Genomic DNA, 20,151 nt, shown 5'->3' with positions numbered 1-20,151 from the left:
TCACTTGGGCTTGCGCAAGCAGGCGACGCGATACACCGGGTCGGGGCGGGGCCGATCCTGATCAGGGAGAGCAGCCACGCGAGCCCGGAGGGCGTCGGCCGCGGTAGCGTCCAGCCGCTCGTACCAATCGAAGCGCGGTAGCAACTGGAGAGCGCGCCGTGGCGACCAGCCTTGTCCGTGACCGATATAGGTCGCTTCGCCATCCGGCTCCAGCCCGAATCGCATACCCGAGCCGGTGAATACCGTTGGATCGTCCGTCTTCTCGGTGACATGCTCTCGCTGAACGGGCTCGAGCACCCCCGACAGATCACTCGGCACCGTGTACATCGCGAAGTTCTTGCCGACCGTGGCCACCACCACCCCGCCCGGCCGCAGGACCCGAGCGGCTTCGGCCATCGCCCGCTCCCCAACCTCCTCATCCACCAGGTGCAACAGCCACATGAACACCACCGCGTCCACCGACGCATCGGCAATCGGCAGTCGTCTCGCATCCGCCCGCACCACCGCACCTTCGAGACGCGGCCGCGCGTAAGCGAGCATGCCCGCAGAGAGATCTACCCCGACCACAACCCGCCCCGCTCCCCGCAACCGCGCACTGACAATCCCCGTCCCGCAAGCCACGTCCACCACCGTCCGCGCATCCCCCGGCAACAGTCCGAGCACCGCCGCGGCCGCCGCCCCCGCCCGCTCCTCCCCACCCCGAGTCCGGTCATACTCCGCAGCCTCAGCGTCATAATCCAGCACCCCCGCCACCGTACTGTCGCCCAACAAGATCAGGGAGCACTCACGGAGGGGAACCGGACAAAATTCCGCAGTGAGTACTCCCTGATCTTGGAGTTGCCGGGTATGCCGACGGCGCTCTTTGTCAGGCAGCCTTGGGTGAGACGGCGTCTCGAAATCTGTTGAGACGGATAGCGAAGGAGTACGCACCGTGGACACGCGTTGGTTCAAGAGCAGCTACAGCCAGGCCGGTGGGGAGTGCGTCGAAGTTGCGTTTCTCGATGCAGGAACCGTCGGGGTCCGCGATTCGAAGGATGCCGGCGGTCCGGCGCTGGTTTTCTCGCCACGCGCGTGGGACGCGTTCACCAGCGGTGTTCGCAGCGGCGAATTCGATTGAGCCACGGCTACGTGGCTGCGCGGTGTTGTTCCCGGGCCAGGAAGTGGGCGGTGGATTTGGTTGCCTCGTAGAGGGATCGGTAGTGGCGGTAATACGCGTCGTACTGGGCGGTGTGGGCAGGGTCGGGATCGACCGTGGTGATGATCGGGTTCCAGGTGGAGGTGTCCAGGCCCTGGGATTCGGCGGCTAGGAGGGCGTTGCCTAGGGCTGCGCCTACCGTGTCGGCTGGGAGTTGTTGGGGGAGGCCGGTTATGGCGGAGACTATGCGGGTCCAGAGGCCGCCCTTGGTGCCGCCGCCTACGGCTACCAGGCGGGTGGCGGGGGTGGGGATGGTTTCGAGGTTGTGACGGACGCCGTAGGCGGTGCCTTCGAGGATGGCTCGGTAGAGGTCGGCGCGGGTGTGGGTGAGGGTGAGGCCGGCGATGATGCCGCGGGCGTCGGGGTCGAAGAGGGGGGTGCGTTCGCCGGCGAAGTAGGGGAGGACCAGGAGGCCGCGGCTGCCGGGTGGGACGTGGGTCGCCTCGTCGAGGAGGTCGGTGAAGTCGGTGGCGGTGAGGGTGCGCAGCCAGTCGGTGACCGCGCCGGAGGTGGCCATGCCTGCCGCGGAAGTGTAGGTGCCGGGCCAGGTTCCGCAGGTGGTCCAGAGGCCGGGGTGGGGGTGCGGGGTGGTGAGGACCTGGGTGAGGAACATGGTGGTGCCGTACATGATCATGCAGTCGCCGGGGTGGCGGACGCCGACGCCCGCTGCCTCGGCCCAGGCGTCGATGGTGCCGGTGGTGACGGGGACGCCGACGGGGAGGCCGGTGGCGGCAGCGGCCTCGGGAGTCACTCGGCCGACTATCTCGGTGGGCCAGGCCAATTCGGGTAATCGCAGGCCGGGGGCGACGGATTCGGCCCAGTCGGTGGCCCAGTCGCGGGCGAGCAGGTCGTACATGGGCACGCATTGGCTGGCGGACTGGTGGTCGAGGACGTAGCGGCCGGTGAGGCGATGGACCAGGAAGGAACTGGCCATCAGCAGCATTCGGGTGGACTGCCACACCTGCGGTTCGTGGCGGATCAGCCAGCGTAGCTTCGGGCCGATGGCCTGACTGGTGAGCGGCGACCCGCAGCGCTCCAGCACGGTGTGCGCGCCCAATTCCGCGTTCAGTTCCTCGATTTCGACGCTGGCACGGGTGTCGACCCCGTAGAGGATGGCGGGGCGCAGCGGGTTGCCGTCGGCGTCGGCGGGCAGCAGGCACGGACCGATACCGCTGACCGCGAGCGCGTCGATCGGCTCGCCGTCGGCGGCCTGCACGAGGTCGCGGGCGATCGCGACGAAGTCGGCCCACCATACGGTTTCGGCGTCATGTTCCACCCACCCGGGCCGGGGTGTCGAAACCCGGTGCGGCCGTTCGGCTCTCATTGCGACCAGGCCGGAGTGATCGACCAGGACGCCCTTGGACCCGGAGGTGCCGATATCGATGCCCAGCAGCATGTCAGCTCGCCCTGGTGAATTCGTCCAGGGTGACCCCGAGCAGCTCACAGGCCCCCCGCACGGTCGCACGATGGTCACCCGGCACGGCGTGAATGTGATTGGCGCCGAAGCGGGACAGGAAATCCCCGGCGTCCGCGTCGAGCCGGGCGAAGGCGTGCGGCCACTCCCAGGTGGACTGCTTCATCAGCGACTCATTGGTGGCCGCGTCGTAGGTCTCGAACTCGCCGAGCATCAATTGCATACGGTAGGAACCGTTTCGGCGGGTGAGCCGGGCCAGCGTCATCTGCCCGGGCGCGGCCAGATGATGCACCGACGCACCTCCGGCCGGGAAGAAGAACACCTCGGGATACAGGTGCACGCGCGCCAGATTCTCGGCCGGATCGTCGCTGCGGGCTGCGTACCAGGTGGCGTGCTGGCCGGAATTGCACAGATCCCAGATGTCGCGGTCGGCGTGATAGTGGCGGACATCGGCGAAAAGCACCGGGGTGTCGGCGATTCGGTGCAGCAGCTGCATGGTGAGCGCGCCGTCCATGTCCGCCTCGGTGGCGCAGATGTGCGGGCGTTTGGGCCCGTTCCAATCGTACGGATCGTTGAGGAACGCCTCGGTGATATCCATGGTGGCGAAGTACTGGGTCAACTCCGGCTGCCCCTTGATGCCGGAGAAGTCCAGATGCCATTCGGCGATCAGATCCCGCATGGCCAGGTAGGCGCGGATCTGGCGTTCGAGCAGTTCGGGCGTCAGCTTGCGGCCGTCGTAGTGGACTCCCGCGGCATTGCGCTCCAACCATTCCCGCGCCGCCTTGGCCTCACCGGGATCGGCGAGTTCGGCACGGCGCACGATCTCCCACTGGTCGATCTCCTCCACGTCGACCCCGAACAGCCGCTGCCACTGATCGGTATTGGCGACCGCGGTGTTCATACCCATGGGCCGACCGCCGATGCGCCCGAAGGTGCTGCCGCGCAGGCTCGCCACCGCCGCCGCGGCCCGCGCCCGCTCCCCGATGGCGGCGATCAGTTCCGGATCGGCGGGATCGCCCCACAGCCGGGCGTGTTCGCGCCCGATCTGATCGAGTGCGCCGCCCGCGGCCAGCATGCCCACCATGCCCGGCTGTACCGGATCGATATTCGACAGCAACAACAGCGGCCCGTCGAGGGCTCCGGCCGCCAGCATGGTGAAGTGCGGGAACGCCCATACCGCGTAGTGCAGCACGGTCAGATCCACCCCGGCGGCCGCCACCTGCCTGGCCACCGTCACCGCGCACTCGTTGCCGCCGATGGGTTCCACACCGCGAATCACGGTGTGCCCGGCCGCGGTCAACTCGGCGACGAGCCGATCCTCCGCCGTCCGAATGAATCCGACGATGCCGCCGTGCACGTAGTCGCGGCCGTCGGAAAGACTGATCACGCCGATTCGGGCCATGCGCCTGCCTCCCCGCACTGGGTGGGACTCTCGACTCCCGATTCAGAATCCCAGTTCAGACCGCACGCCACGCCCGAAATCGGATTATCGGTCCGTTCGGGAAAGGCTCGCTCAGGCCGGGAAGTGCAAGGGCGCGAGGAAGACTCCGCCCTGTCCCCAGCCAGCATGGGTGATCCACGCGGTGCCGTCGTGGACGAGCACCTCGGCGGCGTGCGCGGGAATGTGCCCCACGCGGTCGGACGTGTCGAAGTGAAAAGGGTTGTCGCTGCGAAAGATCTCGGTACCGACGTAGTCCGGGCGGGGGCCGATCAGGAGATACCAGGCGTCGTCGTGGCCGAGAACGAACGGTGATTCGGTATTGCCCGCGCCCGTGCCGGTGGTCGGATCGGTGTAGGCGATGCGGCGATCGCTCCAGTGCACGAGGTCCGCGCTGGTGCGGTAGGCGACGACATGGTGCCCGCCGCTGGGAGCGCTCGTCGCGCAGTAGTACATGACCCATTGATCGTTCAGACGAAGGACCATGGGGTCGCGGGCGTCGTAGCCGTCGCGGAAGACCGGGCTGCCGGGATGCCGGGTCCAGTGGAACAGATCGGTGGAGGTGGCCAGGCCCATACCCGTTGCGGTGCGGTCGGTTCCGCCGCCGTCGTAGAACATGAAGTAGCGGTCACCGTCGTGGACGACGAACGGAGCCCACAGGTGGGTCTCGCCGCGCTGTGGGTCGACGGTCAGGACCGGCGGATGCTTGGTCCACGGTCCGTGCGGGTCCGCGGCGCTGGCATGCGCGAATTCGGTCTCGTCGAACGGGTCGGCGGGTTCGGGATGGGTGATCCCGAACAGATGCCAGCGCCCGGCGGCGTCTCGAATCACGCAATGATCATTGATGTACCAACACTGATCCGGCTCACTCGGGTCGTAGATGTGCCGGAACTCCCCCGCTCGCACCCCGTCCATAATCTCACCCTCCATCTAGGACCAGAACTGTCCTACTCGGCATCGACACTGGATTCATGCCGGAACTCTCACTGCGCACCCTGAACCGCACCCTGCTGCTGCGTCAGCAGCTGAACGAGCGGGTCACCATGCCCGCCGCCGACCTGATCCACCATCTCGTCGCAGTCCAAGCGCAGGACCCGAACTGGGCCTACATCGGCCTGTGGACCCGGCTCACCGACTTCCGCCACGACGACCTGACCTCCCTGCTGCGCGACCGAACCGTGGTGCGCGCCACTATGATCCGCCGCACCGTTCACCTGGCCACCGCCGCCGACTACCGCTGGCTGTACCCGACCGTGCGCCCCGACATCGAACGCACCCTGCGCTCGTTCTACCTCCGAGACGCCACCGCGAACCTCGATATCACCGAATTCGCCACCACCGCACGTCAATTGCTGACCGGCCGCACCCTCCCCCGCCGAGACCTCGGCAAACTCCTGACCGAACACTTCCCCGGCCGCGAACCCGGCCACCTGGTCCACGCCCTCGGCGTCGTCCACCCGCTGCTCCACGACGACGCCGCGGGCACCTGGGGCGCCTGGCGAGGCCGCTCGGTCGCGGTCTCCCTGGCGGAGGAATGGCTCGACGCGCCCCTCGAATCCCCCCAACCGGAAACCCTGATCCGCCGCTACCTCGCCGCCTACGGCCCCGCCACCGTCGCCGACATCCAGGAATTCGCCGGCGTCACCCGCCTGGCCGAGGTAATGACCCGCCTCCGCCCCGACCTCCGCATCTACCGCGACGAATCCGGCCGCACCCTCTACGACCTCCCCGAAGCCCCGATCGCCGACCCGGATCTGCCCGCCCCGGTCCGTTTGCTCCCGGCCTTCGACAACTCCTGCCTGGGCCACCGCGACCGCACCCGCATCATCGGCGACAGCGACCGAGCCCGCATAGCCAAAACCGCCTCCGGCGGCGTCCCCTTCTACCTAGTAGACGGCTTCGTCCACGGCCGCTGGGACCTCGACGGCTCCACCATCCGCATCACCCCCTGGCATCCGCTCTCCAAGTCCGTCGAAGCAGCCGTTCGCGCCGAGGCCGAACAGCTGCTCCCGGTGATCGCACCGCACGAGGACGGCAAGATCGTGATCGAAGGCCGTTGATTCAGCCGCGGCGGGTGGCGCGGAGGAGGTCTCGGTTGAGGCGGCCGATGACGTCCTGGGGGATTTCTTTCGGGCAGGCGAGGGTGCATTCGCCGGTGTTGGTGCAGCCGCCGAAGTCGAGGTTGTCGTGGGTTTCGAGCATGGCGGTGACTCTGGAGCTGCGCTCTGGTTGGCCTTGGGGGAGGAGGCCGAGGTGGGTGATCTTGGCAGCGGTGAAGAGCATGGCGGAGCCGTTGGGGCAGGCGGCTACGCAGGCGCCGCAGCCGATGCACTCCGCCGCTTGGAAGGCGAAGTCGGCGTCGGGTTTCGGGACGGGGACCGAGTGGGCTTCGGGGGCGGTGCCGGTGGGGGCGGTGATGTAGCCGCCGGATTGGATGATCTTGTCGAAGGCGGAGCGGTCGACGACCAGGTCCTTGACGACCGGGAAAGCCTTGGCGCGCCAGGGTTCCACGGTGATGGTGTCGCCGTCGGAGAACTTGCGCATGTGGAGCTGGCAAGTCGTGGTGGCCTTTTCGGGGCCGTGCGGGGTGCCGTCGATGACGAGCGAGCACATGCCGCAGATGCCTTCGCGGCAGTCGTGGTCGAAGGCTATCGGCTCCTCGCCCAGGTCGGTGAGCTGTTCGTTGAGGACGTCGAGCATCTCGAGGAAGGACGCGTCGGGTGAGATGTTCACGCGGTAGTCGACCAGGCCGCCCTTGGCGCTGGAGTCGCGCTGCCGCCAGATCCGCAGTGTGAGTTTCATTTCCGGTGCTCCCCTAGTTGTACGACCGGGTGGTCGGGTGGACGTGCTCGAAGGTGAGCGCCTCGCGGTGTAGCGTCGGCGGCTGCCCGCCGGTCCATTCCCAGGCCGCGACGTACGCGAAGTTCTCGTCGTCGCGGCGGGCCTCGCCGTCCTCGGTCTGCGACTCGGCACGGAAGTGGCCACCCGCGGATTCGGTGCGGTGCAACGCATCGACGACCATGAGTTCGGCCAGTTCGAGGAAGTCGGCGACCCGGCCCGCGCGTTCGAGCGACTGGTTGAGATCGTCACCGGAACCGGGCACGTTGACCCGCTCCCAGAACTCCGCGCGCAGGGCGGGAATCAGCGAGAGCGCCTTGCGCAGACCCGCCTCGGTGCGTTCCATGCCGCAGTACTCCCACATGAGGTGGCCGAGTTCCCGGTGGAAGGAGTCGACCGTGCGGTCACCCTTGATCGAGAGCAATCGGTCGATCATCGAAACCACCCGCGTCTCAGCGGCTTTCACCGCCTCCTCGGGCACTTCCCCGATCGGCCCACGAGCCAGGTAGTCACCGAGCGTGGCGGGCAGCACGAAGTACCCGTCGGCCAGCCCCTGCATGAGCGCCGATGCGCCCAGCCGGTTCGCCCCGTGATCGGAGAAATTGGCCTCCCCGATGACGAATAACCCGGGAATGGTGGATTGCAGGTCGTAGTCGACCCACAGCCCGCCCATCGTGTAATGCACGGCCGGGAAGATGCGCATGGGCCGCGCGTACGGATCCTCGCCGGTGATCCGCTCGTACATCGTGAAGAGGTTGCCGTACTTGGCTTTCACGGCATCCAACCCGAGCCGCCCGATCGCCTCGGCGAAGTCCAGGTAGACGCCCAGCCCGCCCGGCCCGACCCCGCGGCCTTCGTCGCACACGTTCTTGGCGGCCCGCGACGCGATATCGCGCGGCACCAGATTGCCGAAGGCGGGGTAGATGCGCTCGAGGTAGTAGTCCCGCTCGTCCTCCGGAATGTCTTCGGGCGCACGGTGATCGCCGACCCGCGCGGGCACCCACACCCGCCCGTCGTTGCGCAGCGACTCCGACATGAGCGTCAGCTTCGACTGATGGTCTCCCGACACTGGGATACAGGTCGGATGGATCTGGGTGAAGCAAGGATTGGCGAAGTACGCGCCGTGCTTGTGAGCACGCCAGGACGCGGTGACATTGGAGCCCATGGCATTGGTCGACAGGAAGTAGGCGTTGCTGTACCCGCCCGAGGCCAGCACCACCGCATCCCCGGTGTAGGACCGAATCTCCCCGGAGATGAGATCGCGCACGACCACACCCCGCGCCACCCCGTCGACCATGATCAGGTCGAGCATCTCGTGCCGGGCATGCAATTCCACTGTGCCCGCGTCGATCTGACGCATGAGCGCCTGATACGCACCCAGCAGCAACTGCTGTCCCGTCTGCCCGCGCGCGTAGAATGTCCGCGACACCTGCGTCCCGCCGAAGGACCGATTGTCCAGCAGCCCGCCGTACTCGCGTGCGAACGGAACCCCTTGCGCCACACACTGATCGATGATCTGCGTGGAGATCTCCGCGAGCCGGTGCACATTCGACTCTCGCGACCGGTAGTCCCCGCCCTTGACGGTGTCGTAGAACAGCCGATGCACACTGTCACCGTCGTTGCGATAGTTCTTGGCGGCATTGATACCACCTTGCGCCGCAATGGAATGCGCGCGGCGCGGCGAATCCTGGAAGCAGAACTGGACGACGTGATAGCCCTGCTCCCCCAGGGTCGCACCCGCCGAGCCACCGGCCAGCCCGGTCCCGATGATGATGACCGTCTTCTTGCGCTTGTTCGTCGGATTGACCAGCTTGGCCTCGAACTTGCGGGTGGTCCAACGCTCGGCGATCGGCCCGCCCGGAGCCTTGGTGTCGGTGATCGGTGCACCGACCTCGAAAAGGGGTTCACTCATTGCTATTTCACCCATCCGAACGTGACGGCAATCGGGACGGCCAGGAACCCCGCGACCAACAGGCCCGAAACAAAGGCCGCCACCCGGTCATAGGCCCGATAACTGACGGAGCTCGCCAGGCCGAGTGTCTGGAAGGCACTGCGCACCCCGTGCCGCAGGTGCAGCCCCACCAGCACGATGGCGACGACATAGAACACGGTGACGTACCAGTGCGACGGCGCGAAGTCGGCGACCACCTTCTCGTATGGAGTCGCATTGCGCCCCAACGGATTCACCGCGCCGAAGGTCAGATCCAGCAGATGCCAGACCACATACAGCGCGATGATCACCCCGCCCCACCGCATGGTGTGCACGGCATACCCGTTGGCATGCGACTTCTTCTTCGCCGCGTACCGCACCGGCCGCGCCCGCCGCGCGGTGCGCGCCAGCGACACCGCCGACCACATGTGCGCGATCACGCTCACCCCGAGCACGACCTCCGCCGCCGACAACACCCCCCGCCGCGGGATGGCGGGCTCGCCGATGGTGCGCAGCCACTCGGCGTAATGGTTGAACTCGGACGCGCCCAGAAAGACCTTCAGGTTCCCGGCCATGTGGGCGATGAGGAAGAGAACAAGGATGCCCCCGGTCACCGCCATCACGGCCTTCTTGCCCACCGTCGTGCGGTAGAGCTCAGGTAATGCGATAGCCACGAGCGGAAAGTACGTCCGCCGCGCGCACCCGGTCCAAGTCCGCTTGGGTCTGGTGACCATGACCCTGGCCTATGGACCGAGCTGTGCACCGAATTACTACTGCCGGTAGTGAATTCGGGGCGTGAAGGATGTCACACGGCGACTGTGATCATCGACTCGGCATCGAAATTCCGAAGTCCATAGTCCTAGGCTATCGGCGTGCAGTTGCAGCAGTTGACGTACTTCCTGGGCGTGGCGCAGGCCAGGCATTTCACCAAGGCCGCCGATGAACTCGGCGTCGCCCAGCCCTCGCTGTCCAAGCAGATCCGCACCCTGGAAACCGAACTCGGCACCGAGTTGTTCAGCCGCGCCCGCGGCAATATCACCCTGACCCCGGCCGGTGAGGCGCTGCTGCCACTGGCCACCCGCATCCTGGCCGATGTCGACACCGCCCGGCTCGAGGTGCAGGAACTGGCCGGACTGCGGCGCGGCCGGGTGCGGCTCGGGGCGACGCCCTCGCTGTGCTCCGGGCTGCTGGCCGACATCCTGCACCGCTATCACGACGCCTACCCGGGGATCAGTCTGCTGGTCGAGGAGGGCGGATCCCGCGATCTGGTGCGCCAATTGACCAGGGGCGCACTGGATTCGGCGCTGGTGATCCTCCCGCTCGCCGAAGACACCCCGTTGGCCACCACGCCGATCCTGCGCGAAGATCTGGTGATCGCCACCAGGACCGGCGACGACTCCCTGCCACAGCGCCCGCACCTGCGCGTCACCGACCTGAGGGATCGGCCCCTGGTCATGTTCCGCACCGGCTACGACCTGCGCGAAGCCACGATCAGCGCCTGCCGCGAGGCCGGCTTCGAACCCCGCTTCGCCGTCGAAGGCGGCGAGATGGATGCCGTGCTGCGCTTCGTCGAGGTCGGCCTGGGCATCGCGGTCGTACCGAGCACGGTGCTGGCCGGACGCCCTGGACTGCGCGGCATCCCGCTCTCGGGCGACGGCGGCCATGCCGCCCACGGCCTGCACCGCACGGTCGCCCTCGCGCATCGCAAGGACGTCACCCCCACCCACGCGGCCCGCGCCTTCCGCACCACCCTGGAAACCTTCATCCGCGAGGCCGCCCTGACCGGTGACCTCCCGACGGGTGTGCGGTCACTGCTGCCGGTGGCGTGAACTGTCCGCATGTGGCGTGACGGCGTCGGACCATCCCACCAAATCGCTTCTTACGCTCCATAAGTCGATATCCGCCATGCGATGAAGGAGCAACATGAGTGAGCTGACCGGCAAAGTAGCGTTGGTGACCGGAGGCAGCCGCGGCATCGGCGCGGCCATCGCCCGGAAGCTGGCCGACGCGGGCGCGGCCGTCGCGATCACCTACGCCCAGTCGAAGGATCAGGCGCACGCGGTCGCCGAGCAGATCGAAGCGGACGGCGGCCTGGCGCTGGTCATTCACGCCGACCTGACCGACCCGACCACCGCGGCGGCCGCCGTCGAGGAAACGGTGAACCAGCTGGGCCGCATCGACATTCTGGTCAACAACGCCGGATTCCTCGCCTACGGCCCGCTGGCCGAGACCACCGCCGAGGACCTCGATCGGGTGCTCGCCGTCGACGTCAAGGCGATCTACCTGGCCGCCCAGGCCGCAGCCCGCCACCTGGGCGAAGGCGGGCGCATCATCAATATCGGCTCCTGCTTCACCGGCCGCGTCCCCGGCGAGAACTTCGTGCTGCAGGCCATGGCCAAGACCGCCCTCATCGGCCTCACCAAGGGCCTCGCCCGCGAGCTCGGACCGCGCGGAATCACCGCCACCACAGTGGATCCCGGCCCCATCGATACCGACATGAACCCGGCCGACGGCGATTCCGGCGACTTCCAGCGCGACCTCACCGCGCTGGGCCGCTTCGGCGAGGCCGAGGACATCGCCGCCGCCGTGGCCTACCTGGCGGGCCCCGGCGGCCGCTACATCACCGGCACGTCGCTGGCGGTGGACGGCGGCTACACCGTCTAGGACTCGACCAGAACCTCGCGCAGCCGCTGGAGCTCGGCGGGCGAAAGGCCGTTGGCCAGTAGCCATTCGGCCGCGCCGCCGTGTTCGGCGTGCAGGTTCTTCAGGAAGCCGAGCATGACCTCCGGGGTGACAGCCAGAATGCCCGTATTCGCCTGCGGGAGGCCCTCGTACGACGGGAGGGCGTCGAGCCGGTCACGCACGCGCTGCATGCGCTCATTGGTGAGGGCGTAGTCATCGGCAATGGGCTCGGCGGGCACGCCGACCGCGTCCAGCAGGACGGCGGCCAGCACGCCGGTGCGGTCTTTGCCTGCGGCGCAATGGAACAGGACCGAGTGGCGAGCCGGATCGATGATGAGGCGGACCGCCTCGACAATGTGCTCGCCACTGCCGACGAGCAGCAGCCCGTACAGCTCGGTCAGGTCGACGCGGGTCTTGTCGGGCACCAGATCCCTTGCCGCCAGCGAGGACTGGGGCGACTTGCGGATCGGGAGGTTGGCGATGTGGACGTCCGCGTCGCCGATCAGGCCGTAGCCCTCCCGTTCCACCTCGTCGGGCAGGCGCAGGTCGATGACCGTGCGCAGGCCCTGGGTGACGAGCAGCTGCGCGAGGTCGTCACAGGTGGCCTGCTGCAGGGTGCTGGAACGCAGCACGACGCCGAATCTGGTGGTGCCGCCGCCGGTTACGGGGAGGCCGCCCAGATCACGGACATTGTCGATCTGGGCGAGATCGACCCAGCGGCTGTTCACGGGCTCGGTGGCTGACACACGCTCAGTGGGCACGGCCGGCCGCCGCTTCTTCCGCACGGGTCAGGCCGCACAGCCCGATCAGATCTTCGTGTAGCTCGAACCAGACAGTGTGGTAGCTGTCCATGATCGGGCGCGCCACATAGGTGTGGTCACCCTCGCCGATCCGCTCCACCGCCCGGTCCAGCCGGTCCAGGTAGCGCGACAGGCGCGGGGCCAGACCACCCAGCCGCCCGATGAGCGGGCGCAGCCGCCGATGCGTGTCACCCAGGCGAGCCAGCACCGACGCGTCGTACTCGGCATCGGCGTGATCGTTGACGGTGGCCGCGTCCTTCATCTGCCAATCGGTGATGATCACCTTGAGATCGGCGTTGTAGACACAGAATTCGTCGTAGGCGGCGGTCATGGCGGCCGCGTCCACGGTGGCGCGCTCCTCGGTCAGCAGGTGCTCGAGACGCGGACGGCCCTCCGGGGTGATGCGGAAACCGGCGGGCGTCGTCGCGCAGTACCCGGCGGTCACCAAATGCTCACAGCAGGCGGCGATCTCGGTGGTCTCGGCGAACAGGCTGGCGGCCAGATTGTCGGCGTTCACCCGGCCCTTGATGCCGACCAGCCGCAGCACGGCCAGTTCGGTGACAGGAGCGTGCACGGAAACCTCTTCCTGCTCGGTGCTTTCCGGCTCGGTGTCTTCCGGACCGGCGGACTCGCCGCTGACAGGAGCGCGACGCTCCAGCCGCTCGGCCAGCTCCGCGCCGTCCACGCCCGCCCACTGGGCGAGCTGCGCCACATCCGCGAGCACGGCCTGCTCGACCGGCTTGCCGGTCACCTCGCCCGACAACACCAGCCCGGCCCCGCCGTCCACGGTCACGGTCCGGCCGACCAGCGCGTCGACCACGCCCGGCCCGCACCCGACCACGCAAGGGCGGCCCAGTTCCCGGCTCACCAACGCGGCATGCGAAGTGGTGCCGCCCAATTCGGTGACAACGGCCCGTGCGGCGATCATGCCGTGCAGATCGTCGGGGCTGGTGGTGGGACGCACCAGAATGACGTCCTCCCCCGCCTCCGCCCGCGCCTCGGCCTCGTCCGGATCGGTCACGACCACACCGGAAGCCAGTCCGGGGCAAGCGGATTCGCCGCGCGCCAACGGTTCCTGACCGGCACTGTCACCGGAGGCCGGGCGCAACACCTCGCGCACCTGCTCGGCGGTGACCCGATCGAGGGCCTCGTCGGCGCTGATCAGCCCCTCGGCGACCATAGCGACCGCCGCCCGCACCGCGGCCCGCGCCGAACGCTTGGCCGCACGCGACTGCAACAGCCACAACGTCCCGGATTCGACCGTGAACTCCACATCCTGGATGTCACGGCCGTCGCGCTCCAGCAACTGCACCGCGGTGATCAGCCGCTCGTGCACCGCGGGCTGGGTGGCGGCCAGCTCGTCGAGCGGGCGCGGGGTCAACCGGCCCGACACCACGTCCTCGCCCTGCCCGCCGACCAGCCACTCGCCGTAGACGGGCCCGTCGCCGGTGTTCGGGTTGCGGGTGAAAAGCACTCCGGTGCCCGAGGATTCGTCGAGATTGCCGAACACCATGGCCTGCACGGTGACCGCGGTGCCGAGGGTGTCGGACACACCGCGATTGGCGCGATAGGTCTTGGCGCGCGCGGAATCCCAGGACCGGAACACCGCCTCGACCGCGCCGCGCAACTGCTCCCACGGATCGGCCGGAACGTCACCGGCCGGATCACCGAGCACGGTCTCGCGGTACTGGTGCACGAAGCGCTGCCGGGTGTCCTGCGCGTACTCCGGATTGCGGGTCTCGGCGGCCAGCGCCTGCTGCACCGCATCGGTGATGCCGAGGTTCAGGACGGTGTCCATCATGCCGGGCATGGAGATCGCCGCACCCGAACGCACCGACACCAGTAGCGGCCGTTCCGCGGAACCGAAGCGCCGCCCGGTGCCGCGCTCGATCATGGCGATGCCGTCGCGCACCTGCGCCCAGATCTCCTCGGCGATGACGCCGCGGCGGGTGTAGTCGGCCCAGCCGTCGGTGGTGATCACGAACGCGGGCGGCACCGGCAGCCCGAGGGCCCGCATGTGGTCGATGCTCCACGCCTTGCCGCCGATCCGCTCGCGCGACAGGCCGCACGCGCCGTCGAGTTCGACAACGGTCGCGGTGTCCGCATCGGGACGCCGCACCAACTCCGTTCCGGCCGTCATGTCACTCCTCCGAGATCCTGGATTCATTTCGCACTCCAGCGCTCCGCCGCTGCTCGAGCGGCCTGCCGGGCAATCTCCCGTCCCCCACGGGACCACAACAACGAGCGTGCCGGGTGACCGCCCCCACACCCAAGTCCCATCCCGATCAGCGGACTGCCGACCCACGTCACGTTGCCCAACGCGACAACTGATCTCGCGCCGACCGGGGTAACTCCCCGGGTACCCCCAAAATCGGTGACCCTCCTGACCGCCGGCACGGATGCGAATCCGGCGACGTCTCCCAAGCCGTCCGCCAAAGGCGCGGGGAGGCGGAACAGCATGCACCTTGGCACGGCCGGTCAGTGGGATGGCACAGCGAAAATGGGGATTCATCGAGTGGCGCTGGGGCAGGATGGGCGGATGGATCGGCGGCACTCGGGCGGGAGCTCCACGGTCGGACCCGTGACGACCATCCCGGCACTGGTGGCGGACAGAGCGCGCCGGTACCCGGAGGCAATGGCCATGGCCGGCCCGACTGGTCGCCTGACATTTGCCGAACTGGCCGAAGAGGTCGCTGCGGTGACCCGGGCCGCCATGGCGTCCGGGTTGGAAGTCGGCGATCGGGTCGGGATCTGGGCGCCCAACAGTGTGCGCTGGGTGGTGACCGCGCTCGGAATGCTCGGCGCGGGAGCCACTCTGGTGCCGATCAGCACTCGGTTGCGCGGACCGGAGGCCGCCGACGTGCTGGCCCGCAGTCACGCCAAGGCGGTGTGCACGGTGCAGGAGTTCCTGGGCCGGGACTATCCGGGCATGCTGGTCGAATCCGGCGTTCCGCTACCGGATCTCGAGCATCTGATCCTGCTCGACGACGCCCGCGGCGAGGGCGAGACGGACTGGGACATCAGCTCGTGGGAGGGATTCCTCGCCCCCGGCACCGTGATCGCGCCACAGTCGACCACCGAACGCCTCGCCGAGATCGAACCGGACGCCGTCTCCGACATCCTGTTCACCTCCGGCACCACCGGTGCGCCTAAGGGCGTGCTCGCCACCCACCGGCAGAGCCTGGAGGTGTTCGCGCAGTGGGCCGATGCGGTCACGCTGCGCGCCCGCGACCGGTACCTGCTGGTGAATCCGTTCTCGCACACCTTCGGATACAAGGCCGGAATCCTGGCCTGCCTGCTCAAGACCGCGACCATGGTGCCGATGGAGCGCTTCGACGCCACCCGCGCCCTGCAGCTCATCGAGACCGAACGCATCACCGTGCTGGCCGGTCCGCCAACGCTTTTCACCGATCTTCTGGCCGCCGACCACGACAACCACATGCTGGGTTCGCTACGGCTGGCAGGCACCGGTGGTGCGACCATCCCCACCGAACTGGTGCGCCGCATTCGTGACGACCTGCGGGTCCCGTTCGTCTTCACCGCCTACGGCCTCACCGAATCCATCGGCGTCGTCTCCATCTGCCCGCCCGACGCCCCCGCCGAATTGGTGGCCGGGACGGTGGGAAAGCCGATGGCGGGCAGCGAAGTCCGCATCCTGGACCGCGACGGCAAGGACGTGGAGACCGGTGAGCCCGGCGAGATCGTCGTGCGCGGCCCGAACGTGATGCTCGGCTACCTCGACGACCCGGAGGCCACCGCCGCCGTCATCGACGACGGCTTCCTGCACACCGGCGATATCGGCACCCTCGACCACGACGGCTACCTGCGCGTCACCGACCGGCTCAAGGACATGTTCATCGTCGGCGGCTTCAACGCCTATCCCGCCGAGATCGAGCGAATCCTGCTGCAGCATCCCGATATTCGCGACGTCGCGGTGATCGGTGTTCCGGACGAGCGGCTGGGTGAGGTCGGCCGCGCGGTGGTGGTGGCTGCCGACGGGGTCACCCTCGAACCGGCCAGCGTCATCGAATGGTCGCGCACGCGGCTGGCCAGCTACAAGGTGCCACGGGAGGTCGTCCTCGTCGACGACCTCCCGCGCAATACCGGCGGCAAGGTGCTCAAACAGCAGCTGCGCGAACCGAACTGAATCAGTTCCCGAGCACCGGGCCGTCCGCCCACCGGTAGAGATGCGCGATGGCCGGTTCCACGATCGCGCCCGGGATCTCCGCGTCGAACCAGCGGTCCACGTGCGTCCAGTGGTAGGGATGCAGCAGATAGTCGCCGTTGAGGCCGTCCGGATCGGCGAACTCCTGCTCCCACACGTGCGTCCAGCGCGGGTGGCCCGGGACCCGGCTCAGCGACCAGGACTTGATGGCGGGGATGTGGGCGGGCATGGCCATCAGATCGGATTCGAAGCGCGCCACCGTTTCCGGCGAGGTGTCGTGCCGCACCGTGAGCAGCAGCGTGCGTTTGATGCGACGGGCCGAGTCCAGCCGTGCCACCCGGGCGTGCACCGGGGCCAGCGGCACCACATCGGCGTCCGCGGGCAGGCCGGGCAACACGGTGGCGGGCGCGGAATCGGCGACCAAGTCCCACAGTGCACCCTGCCCGCCGGTGCTGCCGGGCAGATCGACACCGGCCGAGCAATGCGTGACACCGGAGGCCGCTGCCGCTTTCGCGGCCGCGTCGGCGAGCCCGGCATCAACGTCCGCCCCGCTCGGTGCGCTCGAGAGAATCACCCAGCGGCTCATGGCTTCTCCTCCTGTACCGCCAGCACGTGACGCTCACGGGTGACGGCGACGGCATCGGTGTCCGACCAGAAGGCCGCGACCGAGGGATCGCCTGCCGCAGCGCCCCGCATTCCGTAGAAGTCGTAGATGCCGGGCAGCTCCCAGACGATCTGCACGGCCACGGAATCCGTTCCGGTGTACTCGCGCAGCACCTGCGGCGCACGCAGCCCGCGGGCGGTCGCACCGGGCAGGTAGTCGCTGCGCCAGAAGGTCAGCCAGCTCTCAGCGCGGTCGACGGGCAGCACGATGCGATCGACGACGCGGACCGCGGTAGCGGGGTTCACAGCTTCGCCTCCACCTCGTTGCGATACCGATCCACGTACCCCGCAAGGCTTTCCACGCCATTGAGCAGGGATTCGGGGCCGAACATGGGCGGGGTGAGCACCAGGCGACTCGCCCCGGCGGCGACATAGGGGCGCACGTACTCGGGATCGAACTCGCGGGTGAAGTCGAATGAGCCCGGCCAGATCGTCATCTCGACGGCGTCCTCGGAACGTCCTGCCGCGGCGCCGATCTCACGAATCTTGTCCGCGCCGCGCGCGAAATCCTCCGACGAGATGGTGTACGGGAACCAGCCGTCACCCACCTTGGCCGCCCGCCGCACCGCCGGAGCGCTGTTGCCGCCCAACACGATCGGGATCGACCGCTCCGGCTGCGGCAGACAGTTCTGCCGCTCGAACGACACATGCTCGCCGCTGAAGCTCGCCGGCGCCTGCGTCCACAGCGCGCGCATGGCCCCGATGCAGTCGTCCAGCCGCGCCCCGCGCTCCTCGAACGGCACGCCGATGGCCGCGTATTCCTCCTTCTGCCAGCCGATTCCGAGACCGAGCAGCACTCGCCCACCGGACAGCCGGTCCAGCGTCGCGGCGCGCTTGGCCAGCACCACCGGGCTGTGCAGCGGGGCGACCACCATGGCGGTACCCAACGTCAGAGTGCTGGAGGCCGCCGCCAGGAATGCCAGGGTCTCGAGCGGATCCGTCATGGGCACCGCGAGATCCCCGCCGGGCATCTTCCCATCCGGCGAATACGGATACAGCGGCTCGTAATTCTCCGCCACCACAACGTGTTCCACGGTCCAGATGGAGTCGAGTCCGCATTCCTCGGCGGCCGCCGCGAACTCCCGCAGAAATCCCCCCGAAGTAACCAAGCCATCCAAATACGGCATGAGCATGCCAATCCGCATCGGCCGCCCTCCATCCTTACGAGTACGTCCCCTCAACGGGCCATACCTTCGAGCCTGGCGTGTAACCGCAGTCACAAACGGGGTCGATCCCGGTCAGCGAGATTCGAAAAACAGCAGGTCAAGTGCCGTAGTCCGGGTTACGAAGGCTAGCCCCGCACCAATCGGTGCGGGGCTGGCCTAGGCGTCATCCAGGCGTGCGACCACCTGTCATCCCGGCGTGTTTGTGGCCGGGATCCACACCCGCAGCGTTGGATTCCGGCCAAAAGCACGCCGGAATGACGGGGGTGGAGTTGCGCTACGGGTTCAGATTTCCTTGCGCATCTGGGCGGTCAGGGGCTTCATGTAGCCGGAGCCCAGGAGCCGGCGCATGATGTTCATGGCCTTGGCGTCCTTGCCGATCAGGATGAGCGGCTTGTTCTTTCGGATGCCGCCCACGATGGTTTTGGCGCAGTCCTCCGGGCTGGTCTGGGCCAGGCGGTCGAAGTTGGCGGCCAGGTCGTCGCGGTCGCGGGTGGCGGCGGCCCTTGCCTTCCAAGCGATTTCGGTCTTGATCATGCCGGGGTGGATGCTGGAGACGCCCACGTTGTACCCGGCGATGATCATCTCCTGGCGCAGCGCGTCGCTGATGGCGTGCATGGCGTACTTCGACGAGCTGTAGCCGCCCTGGCTGGGGCAGGCCACCAGGCCGAACATGCTGGAGACATTGGCGATGTGCCCGTCACCGGAGGCGATGACGTGTGGCAGGAACGCCTTCACACCGTGCAAGGTGCCCCAGTAGTTGATGCCGAAGATCCACTCCAGGTCCTCCCAGGAGACTTCCTCGATATTGGCGGTCAGCGAGACACCGGCATTGTTGATGACGATATTGACCTTGCCGAAGTCGGCGACGACCTCGTCGGCGTGCGCGTAGACGGCGGCGCGATCGGTCACGTCGAGCTTGTAGGCGCGGGCCTTCGCGCCCTCCTTCTCGCACAACGCCGCGGTCTCCGCGACGTTCTCGAGATTGCGCCCCGACAGCGCCAGCTGCGCACCGTTGCGAGCCAGCTCCAGGGCCAGCGCCCGGCCGATGCCCGCGCCCGCACCGGTGATGACGGCGACCTTGCCGTGGAAGTCCTTCATGGGTGTTTCCTTGTCTCGCAACGGAGTTACTACTGAGAGGTGAAGCCGCCGTCGGCCACGAATTCGGAGCCGGTGCTGTAGGAGGAGTCGTCGGAGATGAGGAACAGGACGAGATTGGCCAGTTCCTCGGGGCGGGCGGGCCGGGCGATGGGCTGATTGGCCGCGATATTCGCCGAACGGTCCGATGCCGCAACCATTTCGGTCGCCACGATGCCCGGGTGCACGGAGTTGACGCGGACATTGTCGACCGCGAATTCCTGTGCGGCCGTTTTGCTCATGCCGCGCACGGCCCACTTGGAGGCCACGTAACCGAGGATGTTGTTGTAGCCGATCAGGCCACCGGTCGAGGAGATGTTCACGATGGAACCGACCCCGGCCCGACGCATGGAACCGATGACGGCCTTCATGCCCAGGAACACCCCGACCTGATTGACGTCGATCACCTTGCGGTAGTCGGCTTCCGAGAGCTTCTCGATCGGATCCACGTGCACGATGCCCGCATTGTTGACCAGACCCGAGACGGGCCCGAAGGCCGCCTCGGTCCGCGCGACCACGTCGTTCCACGCGGCCTCATCGGTGACATCCAGCGGGAAGAACCTTGCGGCATCACCGATTTCGGCGGCGACGGCCTCACCGGCCTCGACCAGCACATCGGTGATCACCACCTGCGCGCCCTCGGCCGCCAGCTTGCGGGCGAAGGCCGCCCCCATGCCGCGCGCACCACCGGTGACGATGACAACCTTGGAATCGACCCGTCCCATA

Annotated in this window: 19 protein-coding genes; 5 read left to right on the top strand and 14 right to left on the bottom strand. The window is 67.9% G+C overall.

Features of this window, described 5'->3' with window-relative positions; genetic code table 11:
• Positions 1-744: a class I SAM-dependent methyltransferase gene (locus ACYVN4_RS29840; RefSeq protein ID WP_460725335.1), complete on the bottom strand. Its 744-nt coding sequence runs from the start codon at positions 742-744 to the stop codon at positions 1-3.
• 187 nt (positions 745-931) lie between these two features.
• Here ACYVN4_RS29840 and ACYVN4_RS29835 point away from each other — a divergent pair, with 187 nt between their 5' ends.
• Complete coding sequence (locus tag ACYVN4_RS29835; RefSeq protein ID WP_460725333.1) at positions 932-1,117, top strand: DUF397 domain-containing protein; 186 nt, start codon at positions 932-934, stop codon at positions 1,115-1,117.
• Positions 1,118-1,124: 7 nt separating this feature from the next.
• Here ACYVN4_RS29835 and ACYVN4_RS29830 read toward each other — a convergent pair whose 3' ends face one another.
• The 3 genes from ACYVN4_RS29830 to ACYVN4_RS29820 form a co-directional block, all read right to left on the bottom strand.
• A complete protein-coding gene (locus tag ACYVN4_RS29830; RefSeq protein ID WP_460725332.1) occupies positions 1,125-2,591 on the bottom strand; it encodes an FGGY-family carbohydrate kinase in 1,467 nt (488 codons plus the stop codon).
• 1 nt (position 2,592) lies between these two features.
• A complete protein-coding gene (locus ACYVN4_RS29825) occupies positions 2,593-4,011 on the bottom strand; it encodes an L-fucose/L-arabinose isomerase family protein (protein ID WP_460725331.1) in 1,419 nt (472 codons plus the stop codon).
• Positions 4,012-4,122: 111 nt separating this feature from the next.
• Complete coding sequence (locus tag ACYVN4_RS29820; RefSeq protein ID WP_460725330.1) at positions 4,123-4,962, bottom strand: glycoside hydrolase family protein; 840 nt, start codon at positions 4,960-4,962, stop codon at positions 4,123-4,125.
• 56 nt (positions 4,963-5,018) lie between these two features.
• Between ACYVN4_RS29820 and ACYVN4_RS29815 the strand changes: the two genes are divergently transcribed.
• Positions 5,019-6,107, top strand: coding sequence for a winged helix DNA-binding domain-containing protein (locus ACYVN4_RS29815; RefSeq protein WP_460725329.1), 1,089 nt, complete (start codon positions 5,019-5,021; stop codon positions 6,105-6,107).
• Position 6,108: 1 nt separating this feature from the next.
• Here the strand turns inward: ACYVN4_RS29815 and ACYVN4_RS29810 are convergent, their stop codons facing one another.
• Genes ACYVN4_RS29810 through ACYVN4_RS29800 form a run of 3 tightly spaced genes read right to left on the bottom strand, consistent with a single transcriptional unit; the run spans position 6,109 to position 9,489 of the window.
• Positions 6,109-6,849 carry a succinate dehydrogenase/fumarate reductase iron-sulfur subunit gene (locus ACYVN4_RS29810; RefSeq protein ID WP_460725328.1) on the bottom strand — a complete coding sequence of 247 codons (741 nt, stop codon included), beginning with the start codon at positions 6,847-6,849 and terminating at the stop codon, positions 6,109-6,111.
• A gap of 13 nt (positions 6,850-6,862) precedes the next feature.
• Entirely contained in the window at positions 6,863-8,797 is a 1,935-nt protein-coding gene (locus tag ACYVN4_RS29805) for a fumarate reductase/succinate dehydrogenase flavoprotein subunit (protein WP_460725327.1), read from the bottom strand.
• Between the two features lie 2 nt (positions 8,798-8,799).
• On the bottom strand, positions 8,800-9,489 hold the full coding sequence (locus tag ACYVN4_RS29800; protein ID WP_460725326.1) for a succinate dehydrogenase cytochrome b subunit: 690 nt from the start codon (positions 9,487-9,489) through the stop codon (positions 8,800-8,802).
• Positions 9,490-9,687: 198 nt separating this feature from the next.
• Here ACYVN4_RS29800 and ACYVN4_RS29795 point away from each other — a divergent pair, with 198 nt between their 5' ends.
• Together ACYVN4_RS29795 and ACYVN4_RS29790 are read left to right on the top strand one after the other, a co-directional pair.
• Entirely contained in the window at positions 9,688-10,644 is a 957-nt protein-coding gene (locus ACYVN4_RS29795) for a LysR family transcriptional regulator (protein WP_460725325.1), read from the top strand.
• Positions 10,645-10,738: 94 nt separating this feature from the next.
• Positions 10,739-11,479: an SDR family NAD(P)-dependent oxidoreductase gene (locus ACYVN4_RS29790; protein WP_460725324.1), complete on the top strand. Its 741-nt coding sequence runs from the start codon at positions 10,739-10,741 to the stop codon at positions 11,477-11,479.
• Here ACYVN4_RS29790 and ACYVN4_RS29785 read toward each other — a convergent pair.
• Positions 11,476-12,243, bottom strand: coding sequence for a tyrosine-protein phosphatase (locus tag ACYVN4_RS29785; protein ID WP_460725323.1), 768 nt, complete (start codon positions 12,241-12,243; stop codon positions 11,476-11,478). The genes ACYVN4_RS29790 and ACYVN4_RS29785 overlap by 4 nt on opposite strands.
• A 4-nt stretch (positions 12,244-12,247) precedes the next feature.
• On the bottom strand, positions 12,248-14,437 hold the full coding sequence (locus tag ACYVN4_RS29780; RefSeq protein ID WP_460725322.1) for a pyruvate, phosphate dikinase: 2,190 nt from the start codon (positions 14,435-14,437) through the stop codon (positions 12,248-12,250).
• Between the two features lie 399 nt (positions 14,438-14,836).
• Here ACYVN4_RS29780 and ACYVN4_RS29775 point away from each other — a divergent pair, with 399 nt between their 5' ends.
• On the top strand, positions 14,837-16,444 hold the full coding sequence (locus ACYVN4_RS29775; protein WP_460725321.1) for a FadD3 family acyl-CoA ligase: 1,608 nt from the start codon (positions 14,837-14,839) through the stop codon (positions 16,442-16,444).
• 1 nt (position 16,445) lies between these two features.
• Here the strand turns inward: ACYVN4_RS29775 and ACYVN4_RS29770 are convergent, their stop codons facing one another.
• The 5 genes from ACYVN4_RS29770 to ACYVN4_RS29750 form a co-directional block, all read right to left on the bottom strand.
• On the bottom strand, positions 16,446-17,048 hold the full coding sequence (locus ACYVN4_RS29770; protein WP_460725320.1) for a Dabb family protein: 603 nt from the start codon (positions 17,046-17,048) through the stop codon (positions 16,446-16,448).
• Positions 17,045-17,371, bottom strand: coding sequence for a hypothetical protein (locus ACYVN4_RS29765; protein ID WP_460725319.1), 327 nt, complete (start codon positions 17,369-17,371; stop codon positions 17,045-17,047). The genes ACYVN4_RS29770 and ACYVN4_RS29765 overlap by 4 nt, the downstream gene beginning before the upstream one ends.
• Positions 17,368-18,270: an LLM class F420-dependent oxidoreductase gene (locus tag ACYVN4_RS29760; RefSeq protein WP_460725318.1), complete on the bottom strand. Its 903-nt coding sequence runs from the start codon at positions 18,268-18,270 to the stop codon at positions 17,368-17,370. Before ACYVN4_RS29760 ends, ACYVN4_RS29765 begins: the two co-directional genes overlap by 4 nt.
• 303 nt (positions 18,271-18,573) lie before the next feature.
• Entirely contained in the window at positions 18,574-19,389 is an 816-nt protein-coding gene (locus ACYVN4_RS29755; RefSeq protein ID WP_460725317.1) for an SDR family NAD(P)-dependent oxidoreductase, read from the bottom strand.
• A gap of 29 nt (positions 19,390-19,418) precedes the next feature.
• Positions 19,419-20,150 (bottom strand): glucose 1-dehydrogenase, encoded by a 732-nt coding sequence (locus tag ACYVN4_RS29750; protein WP_460725316.1) that lies wholly within the window; start codon positions 20,148-20,150, stop codon positions 19,419-19,421.
• Between the last annotated feature and the right edge of the window lies 1 nt (position 20,151).

This window comes from Nocardia heshunensis (assembly GCF_054782115.1).
The sequence above is the reverse complement of the archived record's forward strand: the minus strand, read 5'-3'. Positions and strand labels throughout refer to the sequence as shown.

Excerpts from the sequence above, each read along its gene's own strand:
- ACYVN4_RS29830 (WP_460725332.1), bottom strand. The coding sequence starts at position 2,591 with ATGCTGCTGGGCATCGATATCGGCACCTCCGGGTCCAAGGGCGTCCTG.
- ACYVN4_RS29825 (WP_460725331.1), bottom strand. The coding sequence starts at position 4,011 with ATGGCCCGAATCGGCGTGATCAGTCTTTCCGACGGCCGCGACTACGTG.
- ACYVN4_RS29820 (WP_460725330.1), bottom strand. The coding sequence starts at position 4,962 with ATGGACGGGGTGCGAGCGGGGGAGTTCCGGCACATCTACGACCCGAGT.
- ACYVN4_RS29815 (WP_460725329.1), top strand. The coding sequence starts at position 5,019 with ATGCCGGAACTCTCACTGCGCACCCTGAACCGCACCCTGCTGCTGCGT.
- ACYVN4_RS29810 (WP_460725328.1), bottom strand. The coding sequence starts at position 6,849 with ATGAAACTCACACTGCGGATCTGGCGGCAGCGCGACTCCAGCGCCAAG.
- ACYVN4_RS29805 (WP_460725327.1), bottom strand. The coding sequence starts at position 8,797 with ATGAGTGAACCCCTTTTCGAGGTCGGTGCACCGATCACCGACACCAAG.
- ACYVN4_RS29790 (WP_460725324.1), top strand. The coding sequence starts at position 10,739 with ATGAGTGAGCTGACCGGCAAAGTAGCGTTGGTGACCGGAGGCAGCCGC.
- ACYVN4_RS29780 (WP_460725322.1), bottom strand. The coding sequence starts at position 14,437 with ATGACGGCCGGAACGGAGTTGGTGCGGCGTCCCGATGCGGACACCGCG.
- ACYVN4_RS29775 (WP_460725321.1), top strand. The coding sequence starts at position 14,837 with ATGGATCGGCGGCACTCGGGCGGGAGCTCCACGGTCGGACCCGTGACG.
- ACYVN4_RS29770 (WP_460725320.1), bottom strand. The coding sequence starts at position 17,048 with ATGAGCCGCTGGGTGATTCTCTCGAGCGCACCGAGCGGGGCGGACGTT.
- ACYVN4_RS29760 (WP_460725318.1), bottom strand. The coding sequence starts at position 18,270 with ATGCGGATTGGCATGCTCATGCCGTATTTGGATGGCTTGGTTACTTCG.
- ACYVN4_RS29755 (WP_460725317.1), bottom strand. The coding sequence starts at position 19,389 with ATGAAGGACTTCCACGGCAAGGTCGCCGTCATCACCGGTGCGGGCGCG.
- ACYVN4_RS29750 (WP_460725316.1), bottom strand. The coding sequence starts at position 20,150 with ATGGGACGGGTCGATTCCAAGGTTGTCATCGTCACCGGTGGTGCGCGC.